The sequence below is a fragment of the Enterobacter cloacae complex sp. HYC003_NIDB genome (assembly GCF_056673375.1).
Window position 1 is genome coordinate 4,404,032 of sequence record NZ_CP114220.1, and the last position, 23,829, is coordinate 4,427,860.

Sequence of the window (23,829 nt, forward strand, 5' to 3'; positions counted from 1 at the left end):
ATCCGTTTAGCTGCAACCCCCCTCAAAGCGATTTTTTTGAAATTCAGTTCAAGTGCTTATTTAATCGGCAAGCTGAACAATTTAGCGACAAAAACCCGGCCACGCAAGGCGCCGGATCGCAAAATCAGAGCTTAATAAAGTTTTCGCGATAGTACGCCAGCTCCGCAACAGACTCACGGATGTCGTCCATCGCCTGGTGCGTCCCCTGCTTTGTAAAGCCGTCGAGAATTTCCGGTTTCCAGCGGCGGGCCAGCTCTTTCAGGGTGCTCACATCCAGATAGCGGTAGTGGAAGTAGGACTCCAGCTCCGGCATGTACTTAAACAGGAAACGACGATCCTGACCAATGCTGTTGCCACAGATAGGCGATTTTCCTGCCGGCACCCACTGCTTCAGAAATTCAAGCGTCGCCAGCTCCGCTTCGCGGTCGCCCAGGGAGCTGGCCTTCACGCGTTCTACCAGCCCGCTGCCGGTATGAGTACGCACGTTCCACTCATCCATCAGCGCAAGCTGGTCATCGGACTGGTGCACGGCAATCGTTGGGCCTTCCGCCAGAATATTGAGATTGGCATCGGTGACCAGTGTGGCGATCTCAATAATGCGATCGCGCTCGGGATCCAGGCCGGTCATCTCCAGATCGATCCAAATCAGGTTGTTTTCGTCCGCGCTCATGTTATTTTCCACCCTTCTCGCATAACCGGCAGTAGCAGGTTAACTAGTATTAATTAGAGTGTATCATAGAGGTTTTGCCCGCTACGGGCGACCAGGAGCCAGCGCGATTGAGTAAAAATAAACTCTCCAAAGGGCAGCAGCGCCGCGTGAATGCAAATCACCAGCGCCGTCTTAAAACCACTACGGAGAAGCCCGATTACGACGACAACCTGTTTGGCGAAGCGACAGAAGGCGTTGTGATTAGCCGCTTCGGCATGCACGCCGATGTCGAATCCGCCGACGGGGATATCCACCGTTGCAATATCCGTCGCACCATCCGTTCCCTGGTGACCGGTGACCGCGTGGTCTGGCGTCCAGGTAAAGAGGCGGCGGAAGGGGTAACGGTTAAAGGCATCGTTGAAGCCGTGCACGAACGCACGTCGGTTCTGACCCGTCCGGATTTCTACGACGGCGTGAAGCCCATTGCCGCCAACATTAACCAGATCGTGATCGTTTCGGCGATTTTGCCTGAGCTTTCGCTCAATATTATTGACCGTTATCTGGTGGCCTGCGAAACGCTACAGGTTGAGCCGCTCATCGTGCTGAATAAAATCGATCTGCTGGATGACGAGGCCATGGCCTTTGTAAATGAGCAGATGGATATTTACCGCAACATTGGCTATCGAGTGTTGATGGTTTCCAGCCGCACCAAAGATGGCCTGAAGCCGTTAGAAGATGCGCTGACCGACCGCATCAGCATCTTTGCGGGGCAGTCCGGCGTAGGTAAATCGAGCCTGCTTAACAACCTGCTCGGCCTTCAGCAGGAGATCCTGACCAACGATGTGTCTGACGTCTCGGGCCTGGGCCAGCACACCACCACTGCCTCACGTCTCTATCACTTCCCGCACGGTGGCGATGTGATTGACTCCCCGGGCGTGCGTGAATTTGGTCTCTGGCACCTCGAGCCGGAACAAATCTTTAACGGATTTGTCGAATTCCATGACTATTTAGGCGCTTGCAAATACCGCGACTGTAAACATGACAACGATCCGGGCTGCGCTATCCGCGAAGCGGTAGAGAACGGAGAAATTGCGGAAACCCGTTTCGAAAATTACCACCGTATTCTCGAAAGCATGGACCAGGTAAAAACGCGTAAAAACTTTTCTGATTCTGATAACTGACAACTAAGCTAAGCGTCGCTAAAATCGTCCCCTTTTTTTCAGGTTCCGGCAGCGTAATGCCGGATCAGGAACGACAAAACAATGGCCTGGAGGCTACCTTGTTAAACTCATTTAAACTTTCGCTTCAATACATTCTGCCGAAACTGTGGCTCACTCGCCTGGCGGGCTGGGGCGCGAGCAAACGAGCGGGCTGGCTGACCAAACTGGTCATCGACCTGTTCGTGAAATACTACAAGGTCGACATGAAAGAAGCGCAGAAGCCGGATACGGCAAGCTACCGCACCTTCAACGAATTTTTTGTGCGTCCGCTGCGCGACGAAGTGCGCCCGCTGAATACCGACCCGAACGTGCTGGTGATGCCAGCGGACGGCGTGATCAGCCAGCTGGGTAAAATTGAAGACGACAAAATTTTGCAGGCGAAAGGCCATAACTACAGCCTTGAAGCGCTGCTGGCCGGTAACTACATAATGGCCGATCTGTTCCGTAACGGGACTTTCGCGACCACCTATCTCTCCCCACGCGACTACCACCGCGTGCATATGCCGTGTAATGGTATTCTGCGCGAGATGATCTACGTGCCGGGGGATCTGTTCTCCGTAAACCACCTGACGGCGCAAAACGTTCCTAACCTGTTTGCCCGTAACGAGCGCGTCATCTGCCTGTTTGATACTGAATTTGGCCCAATGGCGCAGATTCTGGTGGGTGCTACCATTGTAGGCAGCATCGAAACCGTCTGGGCGGGCACCATTACGCCGCCGCGCGAAGGCGTGATCAAGCGCTGGACCTGGCCTGCCGGCGAAGAAGAAGGTTCTGTGGCCCTGCTGAAAGGTCAGGAAATGGGTCGCTTCAAGCTGGGCTCAACGGTCATCAACCTGTTCGCACCGGGCAAAGTTAACCTGGTCGACGAGCTGGAAAGCCTGTCCGTGACCAAACTCGGCCAGCCTCTGGCAGTATCGACGGAGGTCTTTGTGACGCCAGAGGTTGCGCCTGCCCCGTTGCCGGAAGAAGAGATCAAAGCCGAGCACGACGCCAGCCCGCTGGTTGACGACAAAAAAGACGAAGGCTAACAACAGAAGGATCGCTGACGTGCGCCCGATTATCGTATTACTGATGGCCTGGTGCCTCAGCATGGGGGCGTACGCAGCGACGGCCCCCGACGCCAAACAGATAACCCAGGAGCTGGAGCAGGCAAAAGCGGCGAAACCCGCTCAGCCGGAGACCGTTGAGTCGCTCCAGTCTGCACTGAACGCGCTTGAGGAACGAAAGGGTTCCCTTGAGCGCGCGCAGCAGTACCAGCAGGTTATCGACAACTTCCCCAAACTCTCTCAGACCCTGCGCTCGCAGCTAAACAACCTGCGCGATGAACCACGCCAGGTCCCCGCGGGGATGACGTCCGAGGCGCTGAATCAGGAGATCCTGCAAGTCAGCAGCCAACTGCTGGAAAAAAGCCGTCTGGCGCAGCAGGAGCAGGAACGGGCGCGTGAAATTGCCGATTCCCTCAGCCAGCTTCCACAGCAGCAAACCGATGCCCGCCGTCAGTTAAATGAGGTGGAACGTCGCATCGGGACGCAGACAGGCAGCACACCGCAGAATCAGGCGCAAAATCTTGGGTTGCAGGCGGAATCCGCCAGACTAAAAGCGCTGGTTGATGAACTGGAGCTGGCGCAGCTTTCCGCTAACAACCGCCAGGAACTGTCGCGGATGCGTTCCGAGCTGGCGCAGAAGCAGAGCCAGCAGCTGGATGCATATCTCCAGGCGCTGAGAAATCAACTCAACAGCCAGCGTCAGCGTGAAGCTGAACGTGCGCTGGAAAGCACCGAGTTACTGGCCGAAAACAGTGCTAACCTGCCCGACAGCATCGTCGCCCAGTTTAAGGTTAACCGCGAGCTTTCTGCCGCGCTGAATCAGCAGGCGCAGCGCATGGATTTGGTGGCCTCGCAGCAGCGTCAGGCCACCAATCAAACCCTCCAGGTTCGTCAGGCGCTCAACACGCTGCGTGAACAGTCCCAGTGGCTTGGCTCGTCTAACCTGTTGGGCGAAGCGTTACGCGCCCAGGTGGCTCGTCTGCCAGAGATGCCAAAACCGCAGCAGCTTGATACGGAGATGGCGCAGCTGCGCGTTCAGCGTCTTCATTATGAAGATCTCCTCAACAAGCAGCCGCAAATCCGCCAGATCCGTCAGGCTGACGGACAGCCGCTCACCGGCGAGCAAAGTCGTATTCTGGAAGCGCAGCTGCGCACCCAACGCGAACTGCTCAATTCCCTGTTGCAGGGAGGCGATACGCTGATCCTTGAGCTGACTAAGCTGAAAGTCTCGAATAGCCAGCTGGAGGATGCGCTGAAAGAGGTCAACGAAGCCACGCACCGTTACCTTTTCTGGACGTCCGACGTGCGGCCGATGACCTTCGCCTGGCCGATTGAGATTGTGCAGGATCTGCGCCGCCTCATTTCGCTGGACACCTTCAGCCAGCTGGGCCTCGCCAGCGTAATGATGATAACCAGCAAGGAGACCATCTTCCCGCTGCTGGGGGCGCTGATTCTGGTGGGCTTCAGTATTTATTCCCGTCGTCACTTCACCCGTTTCCTTGAGCGCTCCAGCGCCCGAGTGGGAAAAGTAACCCAGGATCACTTCTGGCTGACGTTGCGTACTGTGTTCTGGTCAATTCTGGTCGCGTCTCCGCTGCCGGTGCTGTGGATGACGCTCGGATACGGCCTGCGTGAAGCCTGGCCCTACCCGCTTGCCGTCGCGATTGGCGATGGCGTGACCGCCACCGTTCCGCTGCTGTGGGTGGTGATGATTTGCGCCACGTTTGCGCGGCCAAATGGTCTGTTCATCGCTCACTTTGGCTGGCCGCGTAATCGCGTTGCGCGGGCGATGCGTTACTACCTGATGAGTATCGGGCTGATTGTGCCGCTGATTATGGCGTTGATCATGTTCGATAATCTCAATGACCGGGAGTTCTCCGGCTCGCTGGGACGGCTGTGCTTTATGCTGATCTGCGGGGCGTTAGCGGTAGTGACGCTCAGCCTGAAACGCGCCGGGATCCCGCTCTATCTCGACAAGACCGGCAGTGGCGATAACATGTTTAACCGTCTGCTGTGGAACCTGCTGCTCAGCGCGCCGCTGGCGGCGATGCTGGCGGCAGCGGTCGGTTATCTCGCCACGGCGCAGGCGCTGCTCGCCCGACTAGAAACGTCGGTGGCTATCTGGTTCCTGCTGCTGGTGGTCTACCATGTTATTCGCCGCGGCATGCTGATCCAGCGTCGTCGTCTGGCGTTTGACCGTGCCAAACACCGTCGCGCAGAAATTCTGGCCCAGCGCGCGCGGGGTGAAGAAGAGCCGAACCACGTCAACAGCACCGAAGGGACCACAGACGCCGATGACGTCGAACTGGATCTGGATGCGATCAGTACCCAGTCCCTGCGGCTGGTACGCTCAATTCTGATGCTGGTTGCCCTGCTGTCGGTGATCTTCCTGTGGTCGGAAATCCACTCCGCGTTTGGCTTCCTGGAGAACATCTCTTTATGGGATGTGACGTCCACGGTGCAGGGGGTCGAAAGCCTGGAGCCCATCACCTTAGGGGCCGTGCTGATTGCGATTCTGGTGCTGATCATCACCACGCAGCTGATCCGTAACTTCCCTGCCCTGCTGGAGCTGGCGCTGTTGCAGCATCTGGATTTAACCCCCGGCACGGGCTATGCGATCACCACCATCACCAAGTATTTAATCATGCTGTTTGGTGGGCTGGTTGGCTTCTCGATGATTGGTATCGAATGGTCAAAACTGCAATGGCTGGTTGCCGCCCTGACCGTAGGCCTGGGTTTTGGTTTACAGGAGATTTTTGCCAACTTCGTCTCTGGTCTGATCATTCTGTTTGAAAAGCCGATTCGAATTGGCGATACGGTGACCATCCGCGATCTCACCGGCAGCGTCACCAGGATCAACACCCGCGCCACCACCATCAGCGACTGGGACCGTAAAGAGATCATCGTCCCGAACAAGGCGTTTATCACCGAGCAGTTTATCAACTGGTCGCTGTCCGACTCCGTCACGCGTGTGGTGCTGACCGTACCCGCTCCGTCGGATGCCAACAGCGAAGAGGTGACGCAGATCCTGTATACGGCTGCTGAACGCTGTTCGCTGGTAATCGACAACCCGCCGCCGGAAGTGTTCCTGGTTGATTTGCAGCAGGGGATCCAGATTTTCGAGCTGCGTATCTACGCCGCCGAGATGGGACACCGTATGCCGCTGCGCCATGAGATCCACCAGTTGATTCTGGCTGGCTTCCGCGAGCACGGTATTGATATGCCGTTCCCACCGTTCCAGATGCGTCTGGAAACGCTGGACGGACGTAAGACGGGAAGAACGTTGACGTCAGCGGCGCGTACGCGCCCGGCGGGAAGTTTGTAATCCTTTCCCCCTCCCCGTCGGGAGGGGGTCAATCCTTTACGCCACTTCTGCTACACAGGCCGTCGAGCGACGACGGTAATGCTCATAAATCCCCATTGCCAGCAGCGAGAAGAAGATCGGTCCGCCAACCATCCACAGCGTGCTGTTCCAGTCATTTGCCTCAACCACAGGCTGAATGACGGTAAAGATGTTGGCGAACGCGACGACCAGCACCACAACAGTGGTCGCCAGCAGCGTCGCCGCGCGGGTTTTGAAGATCACAAACGGCCGCTCCAGATCCCGCTTCGCCTTAAAGAACGGGAACGCCAGGGTCAGGAACAGATACGGAAGCGTCATCGATACGTTCGCCATCAGGGTCAGCTTGTTATAGAACGCCGACGCGGTATCACCGCCGAAGGACACCAGCAGAATGAACACGCACACCAGCAGGCACTGCATCCACATCGCGTTGGCAGGCATACCGGCAGCGTTCAGCTGCGTCATACGTGCGGGCCACAGCGCCTTTGGCGTCCCCTGAATAATCGCTTTCAGCGGCGAGTAGATCAGCGTGAAGAATGCGCCAGTATAGGCGAGGAACATCGACAAGCCAGTAATCCGCGCAAACCAGATCCCCAGGGTGGCCGACGTTTCCGGCGCGAGATCCATGGCGTTGCCCAGCGTCACCCCCAGGCTTTTCATCAGCACGTAGGTAATGTTGCCGAGGTTGGTGGTGTTATTACTTAACATCTGCTGCCAGTTGGTGCTGACGCCCCAGAGGAAAATCGCCAGTGAGTAGCCAATGGAAATGACGATGGCGGCAAAGATAATGCCTTTAGCGAAGTTCTTTTCCGGATTTTCGGTTTTGTCGACCAGCCCGCCCACGGCTTCAATTCCACCGTAAGCAAAGATGGCAAACACCACGAAGGAGAGCATGGCCAGCCCGGACTGGTAACCCGGATTAGGCGATGAAACGAAGTTGACTTCCTGTGCGAAATGCCCGCCGTTCAGGCACAGAATGGCGATGCTGACCAGCAGCAGCACCAGGTTCAGGCACATCACGGAAATACCGCCAACGGCAGTGATACGGGCAATTTTGTTGATGCCTTTCGAGGCCACCAGGGTGACCACCACCATCCAGCACACTGCCAGAATACCGACCACCTGCGTGGAGCTCAGCCCCGCCAGAGACCAGACCTGCGTTTTATCCGCACCGAAGAGAAACGTTGAGAACGGCACCCAAACCTTGGCCGCCGTGCTGACCATCCAGACGACGTAGGATGAAAACCACATGAACGTACCGATAAACGCGTAACGCGGACCGACGCTGTTGTTCATCCACGAATAGATGCCGCCCTCTTCTTTCCGGTACGCCGAGCCCATCTCCGCCATCATCAGCGCAAACGGGATAAAGAAGAACAGAGCGGAAACGATATAAAACGGCGTCGCGCTGTAGCCCATCAGATAAAACGCGGACGGGCTATTGGCAAAGCCAAAGACTGACGTAAAAATCATCAGAATGAGCCCGGTAAGGGTCATTTTTTTGAGTGAGTGAGACATATAACCATCCGAAACGGAATTAAACTGCGCGGATGGTAGCAGATGACCAGACAAACAATGTGGCTATCCGAGTCAAATTAAGAAAAAGACCCGTATAGAGAGAAATGAGCAGTTTTTAATGTGGCAGAGTTAAATGACCGAGCAGGCCGGGTAAGCGCAGCGCCACCCGGCATTTTTTCAGGCGCGATCGACCGTAAAGGCGATCACATCGCCCAGGTGCTCGGCACCCAGCGCCAGCATGACCAGGCGATCCACACCCAGCGCCACGCCGGAGCAGTCCGGCAGACCGGCTTTAAGCGCTTCCAGCAGATGAGTATCAATCGGCTGCTGCGGCAGACCGCGCGCGTTGCGCTTGCGGTTATCCTGCTCGAAACGCTGCTGCTGTTCGCGCGCGTCGGTCAGCTCGTGGAAACCGTTCGCCAGCTCGATGCCTTTAAAATACACCTCAAAACGCTCCGCCACGCGGTGATCTTCGGTGCTGATCTGCGCCAGTGAGGCCTGGCTGGCCGGGAAGTGATAGACAAACGTCGGACGATCTTTGCCAATCTGCGGTTCAACACCAAAGGTGAACAGCAGTTGCAGCAGCGTGTCGCGATCCTCTTCGTTATCCGCCACGTTGCTCAGATCCAGTTTTGCCGCCACTTCACGCAGCTGTGTTTTATCAGCCGACAGCGGATCGATTTCCAGATGGCGCTGGAAGGCCTGCTGATAGGAGAGCGTTTCAGCTTCCGCGCAATCCAGCACCTGTTGCAGCAGATCGTCAACTTCGTTCATCAGACGATACATGTCGTAGTGCGGGCGGTACCACTCCAGCATGGTGAATTCCGGATTATGGTGTCGGCCCATCTCTTCATTACGGAAGCTACGGCACAGCTGATAGACCGGACCACACCCGGCCGCCAGCAGACGCTTCATATGGTATTCCGGGCTGGTCATCAGATACAGATTCATGCCCTGAGAGTGGCCTGGGCCAACAAAACGGGTTTCAAACGGGACCAGATGAATATCCGTGACCGTCGCCTGACTCATGCACGGCGTTTCCACCTCCAGGACGCCGCGATCGGCAAAGAAACGGCGGATCTCCGCCATAATTGCTGCGCGCTTTAGCAGGTTTGGAATGGATGCGCTCGGCTGCCAGGTGGCCGTTTCGCTCATGAGTTATTTCTCCGTTTTCAGACAAGGGCACGAAGTCTACTCGTAAGCCGGGGCAGAGACAAATTTTGCACAGTAAAAGTCCTTTTTCATTGCACAGAGAAATACTGTGACGCCATTCATTAATCACGATGATAAATCACCGCACAGAACAGCAAAAAAATCGAACACGTCAAATTTCCCTCACTTCTACGCGGTTATACTGTTTTACCCATAAAGGAGCAGTGGAATCGCTTCCGCAATCGCCCGTTCGGGCAGGTGAACGTCCTTTAGTTCATCCCGTTGCGGGAAAACAAAAATCTGGAGGAATGTCGTGCAAACTTTTCAAGCCGATCTTGCCGTAATAGGCGCTGGCGGGGCTGGATTACGCGCTGCAATTGCTGCGGCACAAGCCAATCCGAACGCTAAAATCGCATTGATTTCAAAAGTCTATCCGATGCGCAGCCACACGGTAGCCGCAGAGGGAGGATCCGCCGCCGTCGCGCAGGATCATGACAGCTTCGAATACCATTTCCACGACACGGTTGCAGGGGGCGACTGGCTTTGCGAACAGGATGTCGTTGATTACTTCGTGCACCATTGCCCAACGGAAATGACCCAGCTGGAACAGTGGGGATGCCCGTGGAGCCGCCGTCCGGACGGGAGCGTCAACGTCCGCCGCTTCGGTGGCATGAAGATCGAACGCACCTGGTTTGCCGCCGATAAGACCGGCTTCCACATGCTGCACACCCTGTTCCAGACCTCCCTCCAGTTCCCACAAATCCAGCGCTTTGACGAACATTTCGTTCTCGACATTCTGGTCGACGACGGTCATGCGCGCGGACTGGTGGCGATGAACATGATGGAAGGCACGCTTGTCCAGATCCGCGCGAATGCGGTGGTGATGGCAACGGGCGGTGCGGGTCGCGTATACCGCTACAACACCAACGGCGGCATCGTCACCGGTGACGGTATGGGCATGGCGCTCAGCCACGGCGTCCCGCTGCGTGATATGGAGTTCGTCCAGTATCACCCAACCGGCCTGCCGGGCTCCGGCATACTGATGACGGAAGGCTGCCGCGGTGAAGGCGGTATTCTGGTCAACAAAAACGGCTATCGCTATTTGCAGGATTACGGCATGGGTCCGGAAACCCCGCTTGGCGAGCCGAAAAACAAATACATGGAACTCGGCCCACGCGACAAAGTTTCTCAGGCTTTCTGGCACGAGTGGCGCAAAGGCAACACCATCTCAACGCCGCGCGGCGACGTGGTGCATCTCGACCTGCGTCATCTCGGCGAGAAGAAACTGCTGGAGCGTCTGCCGTTTATCTGCGAGCTGGCGAAAGCCTATGTGGGCGTCGATCCGGTGAAAGAGCCGATCCCGGTGCGTCCAACCGCGCACTACACCATGGGCGGTATCGAAACCGACCAGCAGTGCGAAACCCGCATCAAAGGGCTGTTTGCGGTGGGCGAGTGTTCCTCCGTCGGTCTGCACGGCGCAAACCGTCTGGGCTCGAACTCGCTGGCTGAGCTGGTGGTCTTTGGTCGCATGGCGGGCGAACGTGCGATGGAGCGTGCCGCAACGGCAGGTGAAGCTAACAGCGCGGCGCTGGATGCGCAGGTTGCAGATGTCGAAAAACGCCTGAAAGACCTGGTGAACCAGGAAGGTAACGAAAACTGGTCGAAGATCCGCGACGAAATGGGGCTGTCGATGGAAGAAGGCTGCGGGATCTACCGTACGCCAGAGCTGATGCAGAAAACCGTCGACAAGCTGGCCGAGTTGCAGGAGCGCTTCAAACGCGTGCGCATCACCGACACCTCCAGCGTCTTCAATACCGATCTGCTTTATACCATTGAACTGGGCCACGGCCTGAACGTCGCAGAATGTATGGCCCATTCCGCCCTGGCGCGTAAAGAGTCCCGCGGCGCGCACCAGCGCCTGGATGAGGGCTGCACCGAACGTGACGACGTCAATTTCCTTAAACACACTCTCGCCTGGCGCGATGCGGATGGCACTACGCGACTGGACTACAGCGACGTGAAAATCACCACGCTGCCACCGGCGAAACGCGTGTACGGTGCAGAAGCAGAAGCCGCCGATAAGAAGGAGAAGGCGAATGGCTGAGATGCAAAAACTGAAAATTGAAGTGGTGCGCTACAATCCGGAAGTGGACGCCGCGCCGCACAGCGCTTTCTATGAAGTCCCTTACGACGAGCAAACCTCCCTGCTGGATGCGCTCGGCTATATCAAAGATAACCTGGCCCCAGACCTGAGCTACCGCTGGTCCTGCCGCATGGCAATTTGCGGCTCCTGCGGCATGATGGTCAACAAGGTGCCAAAGCTGGCGTGTAAAACCTTCCTGCGTGATTACACCAAAGGTATCAAGGTTGAAGCGCTGGGCAACTTCCCGATTGAGCGCGATCTGGTGGTCGACATGACCCACTTTATCGAAAGCCTCGAAGCGATTAAGCCGTACATCATCGGCAACCCGCGCACGCCGGATCAGGGGCCAAACACCCAGACGCCCGCGCAGATGGCGAAATACCATCAGTTCTCCGGCTGCATCAACTGCGGCCTGTGCTACGCCGCCTGTCCGCAGTTTGGCCTGAACCCTGAGTTTATCGGCCCGGCCGCCATTACCCTGGCGCACCGCTATAACGAAGACAGCCGCGACCACGGCAAAAAAGAACGTATGGCCCAGCTGAACAGCCAGAACGGGGTCTGGACCTGCACGTTTGTCGGTTACTGCTCCGAAGTCTGTCCGAAGCATGTCGACCCGGCCGCCGCCATTCAGCAGGGAAAGGTGGAAAGCTCGAAAGACTTTCTTATCGCTACCCTGAAACCACGCTAAGGAGTGCATGATGACGACTAAACGCAAAGCCTACGTGCGACCAATGCCGTCCACCTGGTGGAAAAAACTGCCGTTTTATCGCTTCTATATGCTGCGTGAAGGCACGGCTGTTCCCGCGGTCTGGTTCAGCCTCGAACTGCTGTACGGGGTTTATGCCCTCAAGCACGGCCCGGAAGCCTGGGCCAGTTTTGTGGGCTTCCTGCAAAACCCAATCATCGTTGTGCTGAACCTGATTGTGCTCGCCGCCGCGCTGCTTCATACCAAAACCTGGTTTGAACTGGCGCCAAAAGCAGCGAACATCATTGTAAAAGGCGAAAAAATGGGGCCAGAGCCGGTCATTAAAGGGCTCTGGGCAGTGACGGCAGTTGTCTCTGTGGTCATTCTGTTTGTCGCACTGTTCTGGTAAGGAGACTACTGTGATCAATCCAAATCCAAAACGTTCAGACGAGCCGGTCTTCTGGGGGCTGTTTGGCGCAGGCGGCATGTGGAGCGCCATTATTGCCCCGGTCATTATCCTGCTGGTCGGGATCATGCTGCCGCTGGGGCTGTTCCCGGGCGATGCGCTGAGCTATGAGCGCGTACTGGCCTTTGCGAGCAACTTTATTGGCCGCGTGTTCATCTTCCTGATGATCGTCCTGCCGCTGTGGTGTGGTCTGCACCGTATCCACCATGCGATGCACGATCTGAAAATCCATGTGCCAAGCGGTAAATGGGTCTTCTACGGTCTGGCGACCATTCTGACGGTCGTCACGTTGATTGCCGTGGTCACCATCTGACTGAACAGGCCCGCCATCCGGCGGGCTTTTTACTTTTTCATCTTCTCCACCAGCCACCGGGAAAATTCGCGCATGGCTGGCGTTTCTGCCCGGGACTGCAATCGGGTCAGCCAGTAGCTGCCGAGCTCAATCTGCGTCGCAAAGGGCTGCACAATGCGCTCGCTGGCTAACAGATGGGTAAACATATCGACAGGCGCAATAGCAATACCCACCCCTGCCTGAGCGGCCTCCAGCATGGTCACGGACGAATCAAATACCATCACGCGGTGCGTTGGCGAAGGGGGATGCTCGCCGGCCGCCTGCATCCACGCGGTCCACTCGTCGCGTCGGTAGGAGCGCAGCAGCGTAAACCTGAGGATGTCGGCCGGACTGTGCAGACTGGCGGCGATATCAGGCGTACACAGCGGCGCGAGCGGCGCATGACAAAGAAATTCAGCCTCGGTACCGTGCCACGCCCCGCCACCGTAGCGGATCGTATAGTCAAGCCCTTCGGCAGCCGGATCAACGCGGTTGTTATGGGTGGAAAGCTGAAGATCGATGTGTGGGTAGCCACGGCGAAAATCCTCCAGCTGCGAGAATAAGACCCCGGTGGCAAACGTACCCACCACGCCGATTTTCAGCTTCTCCTGCGCACGATGGTTAGCGAAGCGATCCAGCATTCCGGCTATACGATCGAACGAATCATTCAGCACCGGCAGTAAATTTTCGCCCTCGGTAGTCAACATCAGCCCGCGCGACACGCGAACGAACAGCTGACAGTTCAGGTGCTGCTCCAGCGTTTTCACATGCTGGCTAATAGCCGAATGCGTCACGTTCAGTTCAATGGCCGCATGCGTAAAGCTGAGATGTCTTGCGGCGGCCTCAAAAGCCCGAAGCGAATTGAGGGGGAGATAGCTTCGCGTCATGGTCGCTTCCGTTAGAAAAATTAACAGCTAATGCTAAATTTAACCGTTTGTCAGGCACAGTCAAATCCAACAGACTACGCCTGTCTGACGGGCCCGGACATCCCCTTGACTCGCTATTACGGAAGATTACTGATGATGAAAAAATCCCTTTGCTGCGCCCTGCTGCTCGGCATCTCTTGCTCTGCTCTCGCCACGCCAGTGTCAGAAAAACAGCTGGCGGAGGTGGTCGCGAATACGGTTACCCCGCTGATGAAAGCCCAGTCTGTTCCAGGCATGGCGGTGGCCGTTATTTATCAGGGAAAACCGCACTATTACACGTTTGGCAAGGCCGATATCGCGGCGAATAAACCCGTTACGCCTCAGACCCTGTTCGAGCTGGGTTCTATAAGTAAAACCTTCACCGGCGTTTTAGGTGGGGATGCCATTGCTCGCGGTGAAATTTCGCTGGACGATCCGGTGACCAGATACTGGCCACAGCTGACGGGCAAGCAGTGGCAGGGTATTCGTATGCTGGATCTCGCCACCTACACCGCTGGCGGCCTGCCGCTACAGGTACCGGATGAGGTCACGGATAACGCCTCCCTGCTGCGCTTTTATCAAAACTGGCAGCCGCAGTGGAAGCCTGGCACAACGCGTCTTTACGCCAACGCCAGCATCGGTCTTTTTGGTGCGCTGGCGGTCAAACCTTCTGGCATGCCCTATGAGCAGGCCATGACGACGCGGGTCCTTAAGCCGCTCAAGCTGGACCATACCTGGATTAACGTGCCGAAAGCGGAAGAGGCGCATTACGCCTGGGGCTATCGTGACGGTAAAGCGGTGCGCGTTTCGCCGGGTATGCTGGATGCACAAGCCTATGGCGTGAAAACCAACGTGCAGGATATGGCGAACTGGGTCATGGCAAACATGGCGCCGGAGAACGTTGCTGATGCCTCACTTAAGCAGGGCATCGCGCTGGCGCAGTCGCGCTACTGGCGTATCGGGTCAATGTATCAGGGTCTGGGCTGGGAGATGCTCAACTGGCCCGTGGAGGCCAACACGGTGGTCGAGGGCAGCGACAGTAAGGTAGCGCTGGCGCCGTTGCCCGTGGTAGAAGTGAATCCACCGGCTCCCCCGGTCAAAGCGTCCTGGGTCCATAAAACGGGCTCTACTGGCGGGTTTGGCAGCTACGTGGCCTTTATTCCTGAAAAGCAGATCGGTATTGTGATGCTCGCGAATACAAGCTATCCGAACCCGGCACGCGTTGAGGCGGCATACCATATCCTCGAGGCGCTACAGTAAAACATTGCCGGGTGGCGCTGCGCTTACCCGGCCTACACAACGCGTGAACTTTGTAGGCCGGGTAAGGCGAAGCCGTCACCCGGCAAAACACCCTGCACAATCTCCCGCATTTTCCTTGCTGTCATCTACACTTAACAAAAAACAGTAAGGAAACTCCTATGCGCATTCTGCCTGTTATTGCCGCAGTAACAGCCGCGTTTTTAGTGGTTGCTTGCAGTTCCCCTACTCCTCCGCCTGGCGTCACGGTAGTCAGTAATTTCGACGCACAGCGCTTCCTCGGCACCTGGTATGAAATCGCCCGAATGGACCATCAGTTCGAACGGGGCTTAGAAAAAGTCACGGTCAGCTACAGCGCGATGGATGACGGCGGGATCCGGGTCATTAACCGCGGCTATAACCCGGATCGCCAGATGTGGCAGCAGTCAGTTGGTCAGGCCTATTTCACCGGCGCGTCTAACCGCGCGGCCATGAAAGTCTCTTTCATCGGCCCATTCTATGGCGGGTATAACGTCATTGCGCTGGACAGAGAGTACCGCCATGCGCTGGTGTGTGGGCCGGATCGCAACTATCTATGGCTCCTCTCCCGCACGCCAACGATCTCGACGGAAATGAAACAGCAGATGCTGGACATAGCGACCCGGCAAGGGTTTGACGTGACGAAATTAATCTGGGTAAAACAGCTGCATTAGTGCGTACTGAGTTTTAACCCGATGATACCCGCGACGATTAACGCGAGGCTGGCGATGCGCGCCAGACTCGCAGACTCCCCCAGCAGCAGAATGCCGGTAATGGCAGCCCCTACCGCACCAATTCCCGTCCAGACAGCGTAAGCCGTTCCGACTGGCAAGGTTCGCATCGCCCATGACAGCATGACGATACTGACAATCATTGCGGCGATAGTGATGACGCTGGGCGTCAGGCGGGTAAAACCGTGGGTATATTTCAGGCCAATTGCCCATACCACTTCGAGCAAACCGGCAATAACAAGAACGATCCAGGACATATCAGGCTCCTTAACTTAACGACAAGTTGGGGCCGTCCCCGATGAATGAAGCGCTTACGGGTCGTCCCGCAAGGCTGAGGTTGCGCCTTATATTTTGGTTAGCATGGAATTTTTTTTCAAACTTTTTCTGCTGAACACGTTAAGGCAAGAAATAGCCTCAGTAAGGCACGGAGTTCAGGCATTTATGACTCATCCGACTTCTCTATGATGATAGGCTTTCTGATGGCAGGAAGCCAAACCACTAGCCGACTGCGAAAATTATATGTTCAAAATTCTTTTGATTGACCGTTGTCACTTCACCCGCACGGGATTTGAAGCCTGGCTCAATCATTCAGACCTGTTTTCGGGTCATTTCGTCGTAACCGGGGTAAATAATCTTTTCCTCGCCAGAGAGCATATCCTGCAATGGAAACCTGCGCTGGTCATCGCTGATTTATCGGGCTTCCGGCAGGATTTACACCATTTTCAGCAGCTATCTTCCCTGCTTATTGCCAGCGAAACATTGCCTTTTATTATGCTGCAATCGGGGCAGGAGCAGGAGATGACAGATTATCTTGCGCAGTTCCCGATATGGTCTTCACTTTCCAAAAATACCGATCTGGAAAAACTGGCGGCGGTGATAAACGACGCGCTAACGACATGCGCAAGCGCGGAGCTTCCGGAAATGGCGGCACCGTTACTGACGCGTCAGGAAGAGAGAGTACTGACCCTGTGGATGGATGGTGCGAGCAACCAGAAAATTGCCAGCAATCTGCGCATTAACGGAAAAACGGTGTATACGTACAAACGCAATATCCGCATGAAGCTTCATATGGATACGCGTTACTCCCCGTTTTTATCGCTACAGGAAGTGGAGAATTGACGGTACGGTGAAGTTAGCTGCCGTACCGTCGCTTTCATTAGTTCTGAGCTTTAGTTGCTGCGCCAGAAATCGCGTTACCACCGTCGGAGATATCTTCCCCTACGCCACGGGTGGTGTTACATGCAGTCAGTACCGAAGAAAGCACCAGAACAGAAAAGATCGCTGCAATTGTTTTCTTAACCATAATATCTTCCTTTTATAGCCAAAGTTATTTTGTGTATAGCAACTTAAGAATAGACAAGATCTTGTCGTTTGACGGAAAAGGAAGAATTTTTAGGAAAATTAGACGGAATTAGCTGGCCGCATGGGAAATGATATGGCCGAGATCCTGAATATCTTCGCCCACGCCACGCGCGGTGTTGCAACCGGAGAGAATTGCGCTGGAGAACGCTAACAGAAGCAGAATTTTAACGGTACGTTTCATCTTCCCTGCCTGCAAAATCAGGCGCAGCGGGCGCTGCGCCTTTAATCATGACGTAAATTACTTCACGCGGGATACGTATTCGCCGGAGCGGGTATCCACTTTGATCACTTCACCGATCTGTACGAACAGTGGCACTTTAACCACCGCGCCGGTAGACAGGGTGGCAGGCTTGCCGCCAGTACCTGCGGTATCACCTTTCAGACCTGGATCGGTTTCAACGATTTCCAGCTCAACGAAGTTCGGAGGCGTAACCGCGATAGGCTGACCGTTCCACAGAGTAACGATGCACTCAGCCTGATCCAGCAGCCACTTGGCGTTGTCGCCAATCGCTTTCGCGTCCGCAGACAGCTGCTCGAAGGTTTCGTTGTTCATGAAGTGCCAGAACTCACCGTCGTTGTACAGGTAAGTCAGGTTCATATCGACAACATCAGCGCCTTCAGCGGAGTCAGTAGATTTGAAGGTTTTCTCAACACGGGTACCGGTCAGCAGGCGGCGCAGCTTAACGCGTGCGAATGCCTGGCCTTTACCTGGTTTAACGAATTCGCTGGCTTCAACCGCGTACGGTTCGCCGTCCATCATGATTTTAAGACCAGCACGAAAATCGTTGCTATAGTACGTTGCCATAAGGCCCTCTAAATTTGTTAACTGGTAGCTAAGCCACAAAATGGCGCATATTGTAACCCTAAACACCCCGTCCAGAGAAGATTGGTTATCGCAACTTGCCGATGTAATCACCAGTCCTGATGAATTGCTGCGTCTTTTAGACCTCGAACAGCACGAAGCGTTGCGTGCAGGTCGTGAGGCGAAGCGCCTTTTCGCCCTGCGCGTTCCCCGCGCGTTTGTTGCCCGAATGGAAAAGGGTAACCCTGATGATCCATTATTAAAACAAACGCTTACCTCTCAGGATGAGTTTATTACCGCCCCCGGATACAGCACCGATCCGCTGGAAGAGCAAAACAGTGTCGTACCGGGTTTGCTGCATAAATACCGTAATCGCGCCCTGCTGCTGGTTAAGGGTGGTTGCGCGGTAAATTGCCGCTATTGCTTCCGTCGCCACTTCCCGTACGCCGAAAATCAGGGCAATAAACGCAACTGGCAGGTGGCACTGGACTACATCGCGGCGCACCCGGAGCTGGATGAAATCATCTTTTCCGGCGGCGACCCGCTGATGGCAAAAGATCATGAGCTGGACTGGCTGCTGACTCAGCTTGAGACCATCCCGCACATTAAGCGTCTGCGCATTCACAGCCGTTTACCGATCGTCATCCCGGCGCGTATCACCGACGCCCTGGTCACGCGCCTGGAGCAGTCCCGTTTGCAGGTGCTGCTGGTGAACCATATCAACCACGCGAATGAAATTGACGCGGACTTTCGTGCGGCGATGGCGCGTATGCGAAAGGCAGGCGTGACGCTGCTCAACCAGAGCGTATTACTGCGCGGCGTGAACGACAGCGCCCGCGTGCTGGCCGATCTCAGCAATGCCTTATTTGATGCGGGCGTAATGCCCTATTACCTGCATGTTCTGGATCGCGTCCAGGGCGCGGCGCACTTCATGGTGACAGATGAAGAGGCCCGGAAGATTATGCGCGAGCTGTTAACGCTGGTTTCGGGTTATATGGTGCCGAAGCTGGCACGTGAGATTGGCGGAGAGCCGAGTAAGACGCCGCTGGATTTGCAGCTGCGGCAGCAGTAAAAAGGCAGGTGGCGCTACGCTTACCTGCCCTGGAGATAAAGCGGCAGCGCCATCAAAAAGTTATATCAGTTCGGGCACTTATAGACCTGGCCGTTCATCTGGCTGGCGGTTGGCACAAAGCTGGACAGCATCCCCTGCGTCGGGCTGCTCACCCCGTAAATGACGTTGCCGCCCATTGCCGCAGCCTGATTACGCAGGGCATTGGCCGCACCGCGCATAGAGCCGCCCTCTTCGCCGTGCTGCCCCGACATCCAGTTGCTTTGCTCGCCAGTGGCGGTGCCTAACAGCTGGCATTCGCTGCCCGGCTTATCTTCCACAAAGCGAACGCTCTGGCCCGCTGCCGTCAGCTCATTGCTGGTGCTACAACCCGCCAGCAGCAATGCTGCACCTACAATCCCTGCACAGACTTTTATGCGCATGTTATTCCTCGTTTTCAATAAGCTGGACAGTAGTTGTCCGCGTGTAAACCTTATACTAAAAAGATGACCAAAAGAAAAATGCTGAGCATTTCTGCGAGCCAGATTCCGCTCGCACTCCTCCGACATCTTAAATGAATTCTGATAATAACCTTTGGGATATCGTGTTTTAGCCCCCGATCGTTTTTAGTGATGCGACGTACAACTTTTGTACGCGACTCAAAAAAGGGGGTTTCATGAGTGCATCATCCTCAGGAGAGGAAAAAGTAACCTGGGTGGACTATCTGGCGTTCGTGCTCACCATCGTATTTTTCTCAGGTTTTTTCGCCAAAAGTACCGAATGGTGGCGCGTGCTGGATTTCACCGTGCTGAACGGCAGCTTTGGACCGGTGAACGGCGCGCTGACGTTTCGCGGTGAGGGCGGCACAGGAGCGAAAGACGGTTTTTTATTTGCCCTTGAACTGGCCCCCTCGGTCATTTTATCGCTCGGGATCATTGCCGTTACCGAGGGGCTGGGCGGGCTGCGCGCCGCACAACAGCTCATGACGCCCATTCTGCGCCCGCTGCTCGGCGTGCCGGGCATCTGCTCTCTGGCGCTTATCGCCAACCTGCAAAATACCGATGCAGCCGCAGGGATGACCAAAGAGTTGACTGACGAAGGGGCGATTACTGACCATGAACGCGCCATTTTCGCCACCTTCCAGACCAGCGGTAGCGCCATTATTACCAACTATTTTTCTTCCGGTGCCGCACTCTTTACCTTTATTACCGTCCCGGTGATCACGCCGCTTGCCGTCATTCTGGTGTTCAAATTTGTTGGCGCGAACTTCCTGCGACTGTGGATCGCCCACATGGAAGTTCGCCGCGTTCAGGAGGAAAGATGATCGCCCAGCCGCGTAAAAATATCATGGACCTGTTTATTGATGGCGCCCGCCGCGGCTTTACCATCGCCACCACCAGCCTGCTGCCGAACGTGGTCATGGCGTTTGTCATCATTCAGGCGCTCAAGGTAACCGGCCTGCTGGATATTGTCGGCAGGGTATGCGAGCCCATCATGGCCCTGTGGGGGCTTCCGGGTGCGGCGGCAACGGTTCTTCTGGCCTCGGTAATGAGCATGGGCGGCGGTGTGGGGGTCTGCGCCAGTCTGGTCGCTGCCGGCACGCTCAACGGTCACGATGCCACCATCCTGCTGCCCGCCATCTATCTGATGGGCAATCCGGTGCAAAACACGGGCCGTTGCCTTGGCACCGCAGGCGTCAACCCGAAGTATTATCCGCACATCATCACTATCTGCGTCATTAACGCCCTGCTCTCAATGTGGGTGATGCAGCTACTCTTCTGAGGAGATAAAAATGGATTTTTCAGTGCTGGAACCGCACCTTTTCCGCAATGCGCAGCTTTACGCTCCCGAGGATCTTGGGCATTGCGATCTGCTGATTGCCGGAGGAAAAATCGTCGCAGTCGAAAAAGCGGGCCACGCCACAACGAGGCCAGACTGTCCTGAAAGCGATCTCGCCGGAGCGGTGGTTTGTCCGGGGTTTATCGATCAGCATGTACACCTGATTGGCGGCGGCGGTGAAGCCGGTCCCCACACCCGGACGCCAGAGGTGCGATTGTCTGCGCTGGTGGCGGCTGGCATCACCTCCGTTGTTGGCCTGCTGGGCACCGACGGCGTGACCCGCCATCCCGAGTCGCTGCTGGCGAAAACGCGGGCGCTCGAGCATGAAGGGATCAGCACGTGGATGCTGACAGGCGCGTATGGCCTGCCTTCTCCGACGATTACCGGCAGTATCGAAAAGGATGTGGCGCTGATTGATAAAATCATTGGCGTGAAATGCGCGATTTCCGACCATCGCTCTTCCGCGCCGGCAGATGACCAGCTCGCGAATATGGCCGCCCAGTCACGCGTCGGCGGGCTGCTGGGTGCCAAAGCGGGGATATCCGTGTTTCACCTCGGCAACAGCCCGAAACTGCTGGAGCCGCTGCTTAACATCCTGAATAACGCCGACGTGCCCCGCACGAAGCTGCTGCCAACTCACGTCAACCGCGCCCAGGCACTGTTCCACGCCGCACTGGACTATGCCCGCGAAGGGGGGTACATCGACATCACCACCAGCATCAGCGAGCCTGTTGATGCCGCCACCGCTATCGCGACGGCCCGTGAAGCACAGGTGCCGTTTAACCGGCTCACGCTCAGCTCGGATGGCAACGGCAGCCAGCCGAATTTTGACGCAAATGGTAATCTTGTTGGCATTGGCGTGGCGGGATTTGAATCCCTGCTTGAGACGCTACAGCAGCTGGTCGGCCGGTATCACCTGCCGCTGGAGGAGGCGCTTCTGCCGTTTACGCGTAACGTGGCGGAATTTCTCGGCCTGGAGCATAAAGGGCGGATCGCGCCCGGATGCGATGCCGACGTCCTGGTGCTGACCGATGATCTGAAGATCCGCGAGGTCTGGGCGAAAGGCCGCCAGATGGTGAGTGGAGGCGTTGTGTGCGTGAAAGGCACGTTTGAGTAGAAGACAATAAAAAACCCCGGGCATTGCTGCCCGGGGTTAGTTCTGAGAGGTTCAGAACAACATGATTACATCATGCCGCCCATGCCACCCATGCCGCCCATACCACCAGCAGCACCTAAGTCAGGCGCGTCGCCTTTAGGCATGTCGGTCACCATGCACTCGGTCGTGATCATCAGACCAGCTACAGATGCCGCGTATTGCAGTGCAGAACGGGTCACTTTAGTTGGATCCAGGATACCGAAGTCGATCATGTTGCCGTATTCTTCAGTTGCCGCGTTGTAACCGTAGTTACCTTCACCCGCTTTCACGTTGTTCGCAACCACAGACGGCTCTTCACCGGCGTTGGACACGATCTGACGCAGAGGAGCTTCCATCGCGCGCAGCGCAACTTTGATACCCACGTTCTGGTCTTCGTTCTGAGCAGTCAGGCCAGCCAGTTTAGCGGCTACACGCACCAGCGCGACACCACCACCAGCAACCACGCCTTCTTCTACCGCAGCACGGGTCGCGTGCAGGGCGTCGTCAACGCGTGCTTTCTTCTCTTTCATTTCAACTTCGGTAGCCGCACCGACTTTGATTACCGCTACGCCGCCTGCCAGTTTCGCTACGCGCTCCTGGAGTTTTTCACGGTCGTAATCGGAAGTTGCTTCTTCGATCTGCTTACGGATCTGACCAACACGGCCCTGAATAGCAGCTTCTTCACCCACACCGTCGATGATGGTGGTGGTGTCTTTGTTGATCACAACGCGTTTCGCCTGGCCCAGGTCTTCCAGGGTCGCTTTTTCCAGCTCCATACCGATCTCTTCGGAGATCACGGTACCGCCAGTCAGGGTAGCGATATCCTGAAGCATCGCTTTACGACGATCGCCGAAGCCAGGTGCTTTAACCGCTGCCACTTTCACGATGCCACGCATGGTGTTAACCACCAGAGTCGCCAGCGCTTCGCCTTCAACGTCTTCAGCAATGATTACCAGCGGCTTGCCTGCTTTCGCAACGGCTTCCAGCACTGGCAGCATTTCGCGGATGTTGGAGATTTTCTTGTCAGCCAGCAGGATGAACGGGCTTTCCAGCTCAACAGCGCCAGTTTCTGGCTTGTTGATGAAGTATGGAGACAGGTAACCGCGGTCGAACTGCATACCTTCAACCACGTCCAGTTCGTCTTCCAGACCAGTACCGTCTTCAACGGTGATCACGCCTTCTTTACCGACTTTATCCATCGCTTCAGCGATCAGTTTACCTACGGTTTCGTCGGAGTTAGCGGAGATAGTACCAACCTGAGCAATGGCTTTAGAGTCAGAGCACGGTACGGACAGCGCTTTCAGTTCTTCAACAGCAGAGGCGACAGCTTTGTCGATACCACGTTTCAGATCCATTGGGTTCATGCCCGCAGCAACGGCTTTCAGGCCTTCGGTGATGATCGCCTGCGCCAGTACGGTCGCGGTGGTGGTACCGTCACCGGCAGCGTCGTTCGCTTTAGAGGCAACTTCTTTCACCATCTGTGCGCCCATGTTTTCGAACTTGTCTTCCAGCTCGATTTCACGTGCAACAGAAACACCATCTTTGGTGATGGTTGGCGCGCCGAAGGATTTGTCCAGCACTACGTTACGGCCTTTCGGGCCCAGAGTGACTTTCACTGCGTCTGCCAGTACGTTTACGCCGCGGAGCATTTTTACACGAGCGTCGTTACCGAATTTTACGTCTTTAGCTGCCATGTTCTTATTTCCTCAAATTCGTACAGTTTCGTGCGTTAATTACGCTTCAACAATTGCCAGAATGTCGCTCTCGGACATGATCAAAACTTCTTCATTGTCGATCTTCTCGGATTTCACGCCGTAGCCATCGTTGAAAATGACGATGTCACCAACTTTAACGTCCAGTGGCTGCACAGTTCCGTTTTCCAGGATGCGGCCCTTACCGACAGCGATGATTTCGCCACGCGTTGATTTTGCTGCTGCTGAACCGGTCAGAACGATGCCGCCAGCAGACTTGGTTTCAACTTCTTTACGTTTGACGATCACACGATCATGTAACGGACGAATACTCATTGATAGCTCTCCTTTGAGAAAGTCATTATCAGTTATGGATGACGCCGGTCCGCATGCGGTTTTCCGGCTAGTGCCCTGAGAGATGGGGATAGCTTTTTACCCCTTCAAGGGGTAATCGAAAAAAAATTTGCGAAAGTGTTACCATCCACTCT

General features: G+C 55.8%; 25 protein-coding genes. 14 read left to right on the forward strand and 11 right to left on the reverse strand.

Going from position 1 to position 23,829, the window contains the following annotated elements:
- Window positions 1–124: 124 nt before the first annotated feature.
- Window positions 125–670 (reverse strand): oligoribonuclease, encoded by a 546-nt coding sequence (gene orn / locus O1722_RS21095; protein WP_015572462.1) that lies wholly within the window; start codon window positions 668–670, stop codon window positions 125–127.
- A 107-nt stretch (window positions 671–777) separates the two neighbouring features.
- Between orn and rsgA the strand changes: the two genes are divergently transcribed.
- The 3 genes from rsgA to mscM all read left to right on the forward strand — a co-directional run bounded on the left by rsgA (window position 778) and on the right by mscM (window position 6,240).
- Window positions 778–1,830, forward strand: coding sequence for a small ribosomal subunit biogenesis GTPase RsgA (gene rsgA / locus O1722_RS21100; protein ID WP_003855964.1), 1,053 nt, complete (start codon window positions 778–780; stop codon window positions 1,828–1,830).
- Window positions 1,831–1,928: 98 nt separating this feature from the next.
- A complete protein-coding gene (asd, locus tag O1722_RS21105) occupies window positions 1,929–2,897 on the forward strand; it encodes an archaetidylserine decarboxylase (RefSeq protein ID WP_026080660.1) in 969 nt (322 codons plus the stop codon).
- A gap of 19 nt (window positions 2,898–2,916) precedes the next feature.
- The gene (gene mscM, locus O1722_RS21110; RefSeq protein WP_017694680.1) at window positions 2,917–6,240 is read left to right on the forward strand and encodes a miniconductance mechanosensitive channel MscM; all 3,324 of its coding nucleotides are present in this window, start codon (window positions 2,917–2,919) and stop codon (window positions 6,238–6,240) included.
- A gap of 36 nt (window positions 6,241–6,276) precedes the next feature.
- On the opposite strand, the gene yjeM is transcribed toward mscM, so the two are convergent.
- Together yjeM and epmA are read right to left on the reverse strand one after the other, a co-directional pair.
- A complete protein-coding gene (yjeM, locus tag O1722_RS21115; RefSeq protein WP_015572460.1) occupies window positions 6,277–7,776 on the reverse strand; it encodes a glutamate/gamma-aminobutyrate family transporter YjeM in 1,500 nt (499 codons plus the stop codon).
- A gap of 177 nt (window positions 7,777–7,953) precedes the next feature.
- Window positions 7,954–8,931: an elongation factor P--(R)-beta-lysine ligase gene (gene epmA / locus O1722_RS21120; protein ID WP_015572459.1), complete on the reverse strand. Its 978-nt coding sequence runs from the start codon at window positions 8,929–8,931 to the stop codon at window positions 7,954–7,956.
- Window positions 8,932–9,241: 310 nt separating this feature from the next.
- On the opposite strand from epmA, the gene frdA reads away from it, so the two are divergent.
- The 4 genes from frdA to frdD are packed head-to-tail and all read left to right on the forward strand — an operon-like array spanning window position 9,242 to window position 12,535.
- Window positions 9,242–11,032, forward strand: a complete 1,791-nt coding sequence (gene frdA, locus O1722_RS21125) for a fumarate reductase (quinol) flavoprotein subunit (RefSeq protein ID WP_006810402.1) — start codon at window positions 9,242–9,244, stop codon at window positions 11,030–11,032.
- Window positions 11,025–11,759 (forward strand): fumarate reductase iron-sulfur protein, encoded by a 735-nt coding sequence (gene frdB / locus O1722_RS21130; RefSeq protein WP_006810403.1) that lies wholly within the window; start codon window positions 11,025–11,027, stop codon window positions 11,757–11,759. Before frdA ends, frdB begins: the two co-directional genes overlap by 8 nt.
- Before the next feature lie 10 nt (window positions 11,760–11,769).
- Window positions 11,770–12,165, forward strand: coding sequence for a fumarate reductase subunit FrdC (gene frdC, locus O1722_RS21135; protein ID WP_017383964.1), 396 nt, complete (start codon window positions 11,770–11,772; stop codon window positions 12,163–12,165).
- Between the two features lie 10 nt (window positions 12,166–12,175).
- On the forward strand, window positions 12,176–12,535 hold the full coding sequence (frdD, locus tag O1722_RS21140; protein WP_033487870.1) for a fumarate reductase subunit FrdD: 360 nt from the start codon (window positions 12,176–12,178) through the stop codon (window positions 12,533–12,535).
- Between the two features lie 29 nt (window positions 12,536–12,564).
- Here frdD and ampR read toward each other — a convergent pair whose 3' ends face one another.
- On the reverse strand, window positions 12,565–13,440 hold the full coding sequence (ampR, locus tag O1722_RS21145; RefSeq protein WP_003855952.1) for a LysR family transcriptional regulator AmpR: 876 nt from the start codon (window positions 13,438–13,440) through the stop codon (window positions 12,565–12,567).
- Window positions 13,441–13,572: 132 nt separating this feature from the next.
- On the opposite strand from ampR, the gene O1722_RS21150 reads away from it, so the two are divergent.
- Together O1722_RS21150 and O1722_RS21155 are read left to right on the forward strand one after the other, a co-directional pair.
- On the forward strand, window positions 13,573–14,718 hold the full coding sequence (locus O1722_RS21150) for a cephalosporin-hydrolyzing class C beta-lactamase ACT-56 (protein WP_033487869.1): 1,146 nt from the start codon (window positions 13,573–13,575) through the stop codon (window positions 14,716–14,718).
- A 158-nt stretch (window positions 14,719–14,876) separates the two neighbouring features.
- Window positions 14,877–15,407: a lipocalin family protein gene (locus O1722_RS21155; protein WP_023295791.1), complete on the forward strand. Its 531-nt coding sequence runs from the start codon at window positions 14,877–14,879 to the stop codon at window positions 15,405–15,407.
- Here the strand turns inward: O1722_RS21155 and sugE are convergent.
- Window positions 15,404–15,721 (reverse strand): quaternary ammonium compound efflux SMR transporter SugE, encoded by a 318-nt coding sequence (sugE, locus tag O1722_RS21160; protein WP_015572453.1) that lies wholly within the window; start codon window positions 15,719–15,721, stop codon window positions 15,404–15,406. The two genes, O1722_RS21155 and sugE, sit on opposite strands and share 4 nt — an antisense overlap.
- 262 nt (window positions 15,722–15,983) lie before the next feature.
- Here sugE and O1722_RS21165 point away from each other — a divergent pair, with 262 nt between their 5' ends.
- Window positions 15,984–16,583 carry a helix-turn-helix transcriptional regulator gene (locus tag O1722_RS21165; protein WP_015572452.1) on the forward strand — a complete coding sequence of 200 codons (600 nt, stop codon included), beginning with the start codon at window positions 15,984–15,986 and terminating at the stop codon, window positions 16,581–16,583.
- A 37-nt stretch (window positions 16,584–16,620) separates the two neighbouring features.
- Here the strand turns inward: O1722_RS21165 and ecnB are convergent, their stop codons facing one another.
- From ecnB to efp, 3 genes are all read right to left on the reverse strand, one after another.
- The gene (ecnB, locus tag O1722_RS21170) at window positions 16,621–16,767 is read right to left on the reverse strand and encodes a lipoprotein toxin entericidin B (protein WP_003855942.1); all 147 of its coding nucleotides are present in this window, start codon (window positions 16,765–16,767) and stop codon (window positions 16,621–16,623) included.
- A 108-nt stretch (window positions 16,768–16,875) separates the two neighbouring features.
- On the reverse strand, window positions 16,876–17,007 hold the full coding sequence (locus O1722_RS21175) for an entericidin A/B family lipoprotein (RefSeq protein WP_015572451.1): 132 nt from the start codon (window positions 17,005–17,007) through the stop codon (window positions 16,876–16,878).
- Between the two features lie 57 nt (window positions 17,008–17,064).
- Window positions 17,065–17,631 carry an elongation factor P gene (gene efp / locus O1722_RS21180; protein ID WP_003855940.1) on the reverse strand — a complete coding sequence of 189 codons (567 nt, stop codon included), beginning with the start codon at window positions 17,629–17,631 and terminating at the stop codon, window positions 17,065–17,067.
- 40 nt (window positions 17,632–17,671) lie between these two features.
- Here efp and epmB point away from each other — a divergent pair, with 40 nt between their 5' ends.
- The gene (epmB, locus tag O1722_RS21185; RefSeq protein WP_023295789.1) at window positions 17,672–18,700 is read left to right on the forward strand and encodes an EF-P beta-lysylation protein EpmB; all 1,029 of its coding nucleotides are present in this window, start codon (window positions 17,672–17,674) and stop codon (window positions 18,698–18,700) included.
- Between the two features lie 65 nt (window positions 18,701–18,765).
- Here the strand turns inward: epmB and O1722_RS21190 are convergent, their stop codons facing one another.
- Window positions 18,766–19,119 carry a DUF4156 domain-containing protein gene (locus O1722_RS21190; protein WP_003855938.1) on the reverse strand — a complete coding sequence of 118 codons (354 nt, stop codon included), beginning with the start codon at window positions 19,117–19,119 and terminating at the stop codon, window positions 18,766–18,768.
- 233 nt (window positions 19,120–19,352) lie between these two features.
- Here O1722_RS21190 and O1722_RS21195 point away from each other — a divergent pair, with 233 nt between their 5' ends.
- The 3 genes from O1722_RS21195 to iadA are packed head-to-tail and all read left to right on the forward strand — an operon-like array spanning window position 19,353 to window position 21,632.
- The gene (locus tag O1722_RS21195; RefSeq protein ID WP_033487868.1) at window positions 19,353–20,000 is read left to right on the forward strand and encodes a nucleoside recognition domain-containing protein; all 648 of its coding nucleotides are present in this window, start codon (window positions 19,353–19,355) and stop codon (window positions 19,998–20,000) included.
- Window positions 19,997–20,458 carry a YjiG family protein gene (locus O1722_RS21200; protein WP_015572448.1) on the forward strand — a complete coding sequence of 154 codons (462 nt, stop codon included), beginning with the start codon at window positions 19,997–19,999 and terminating at the stop codon, window positions 20,456–20,458. Before O1722_RS21195 ends, O1722_RS21200 begins: the two co-directional genes overlap by 4 nt.
- Before the next feature lie 10 nt (window positions 20,459–20,468).
- Window positions 20,469–21,632: a beta-aspartyl-peptidase gene (iadA, locus tag O1722_RS21205; protein WP_033487867.1), complete on the forward strand. Its 1,164-nt coding sequence runs from the start codon at window positions 20,469–20,471 to the stop codon at window positions 21,630–21,632.
- A 65-nt stretch (window positions 21,633–21,697) separates the two neighbouring features.
- Here the strand turns inward: iadA and groL are convergent, their stop codons facing one another.
- Together groL and O1722_RS21215 are read right to left on the reverse strand one after the other, a co-directional pair.
- Entirely contained in the window at window positions 21,698–23,344 is a 1,647-nt protein-coding gene (gene groL / locus O1722_RS21210) for a chaperonin GroEL (protein ID WP_006810416.1), read from the reverse strand.
- 39 nt (window positions 23,345–23,383) lie between these two features.
- Window positions 23,384–23,677, reverse strand: a complete 294-nt coding sequence (locus O1722_RS21215; protein WP_003855929.1) for a co-chaperone GroES — start codon at window positions 23,675–23,677, stop codon at window positions 23,384–23,386.
- Window positions 23,678–23,829 lie beyond the last annotated feature (152 nt).

Coding starts and splice junctions, on each gene's coding strand:
- orn (WP_015572462.1), bottom strand. CDS start 670: ATGAGCGCGGACGAAAACAACCTGATTTGGATCGATCTGGAGATGACC.
- yjeM (WP_015572460.1), bottom strand. CDS start 7,776: ATGTCTCACTCACTCAAAAAAATGACCCTTACCGGGCTCATTCTGATG.
- epmA (WP_015572459.1), bottom strand. CDS start 8,931: ATGAGCGAAACGGCCACCTGGCAGCCGAGCGCATCCATTCCAAACCTG.
- frdB (WP_006810403.1), top strand. CDS start 11,025: ATGGCTGAGATGCAAAAACTGAAAATTGAAGTGGTGCGCTACAATCCG.
- frdC (WP_017383964.1), top strand. CDS start 11,770: ATGACGACTAAACGCAAAGCCTACGTGCGACCAATGCCGTCCACCTGG.
- ampR (WP_003855952.1), bottom strand. CDS start 13,440: ATGACGCGAAGCTATCTCCCCCTCAATTCGCTTCGGGCTTTTGAGGCC.
- O1722_RS21150 (WP_033487869.1), top strand. CDS start 13,573: ATGATGAAAAAATCCCTTTGCTGCGCCCTGCTGCTCGGCATCTCTTGC.
- O1722_RS21155 (WP_023295791.1), top strand. CDS start 14,877: ATGCGCATTCTGCCTGTTATTGCCGCAGTAACAGCCGCGTTTTTAGTG.
- sugE (WP_015572453.1), bottom strand. CDS start 15,721: ATGTCCTGGATCGTTCTTGTTATTGCCGGTTTGCTCGAAGTGGTATGG.
- O1722_RS21165 (WP_015572452.1), top strand. CDS start 15,984: ATGTTCAAAATTCTTTTGATTGACCGTTGTCACTTCACCCGCACGGGA.
- ecnB (WP_003855942.1), bottom strand. CDS start 16,767: ATGGTTAAGAAAACAATTGCAGCGATCTTTTCTGTTCTGGTGCTTTCT.
- O1722_RS21175 (WP_015572451.1), bottom strand. CDS start 17,007: ATGAAACGTACCGTTAAAATTCTGCTTCTGTTAGCGTTCTCCAGCGCA.
- efp (WP_003855940.1), bottom strand. CDS start 17,631: ATGGCAACGTACTATAGCAACGATTTTCGTGCTGGTCTTAAAATCATG.
- epmB (WP_023295789.1), top strand. CDS start 17,672: ATGGCGCATATTGTAACCCTAAACACCCCGTCCAGAGAAGATTGGTTA.
- O1722_RS21190 (WP_003855938.1), bottom strand. CDS start 19,119: ATGCGCATAAAAGTCTGTGCAGGGATTGTAGGTGCAGCATTGCTGCTG.
- O1722_RS21195 (WP_033487868.1), top strand. CDS start 19,353: ATGAGTGCATCATCCTCAGGAGAGGAAAAAGTAACCTGGGTGGACTAT.
- O1722_RS21200 (WP_015572448.1), top strand. CDS start 19,997: ATGATCGCCCAGCCGCGTAAAAATATCATGGACCTGTTTATTGATGGC.
- iadA (WP_033487867.1), top strand. CDS start 20,469: ATGGATTTTTCAGTGCTGGAACCGCACCTTTTCCGCAATGCGCAGCTT.
- groL (WP_006810416.1), bottom strand. CDS start 23,344: ATGGCAGCTAAAGACGTAAAATTCGGTAACGACGCTCGTGTAAAAATG.
- O1722_RS21215 (WP_003855929.1), bottom strand. CDS start 23,677: ATGAGTATTCGTCCGTTACATGATCGTGTGATCGTCAAACGTAAAGAA.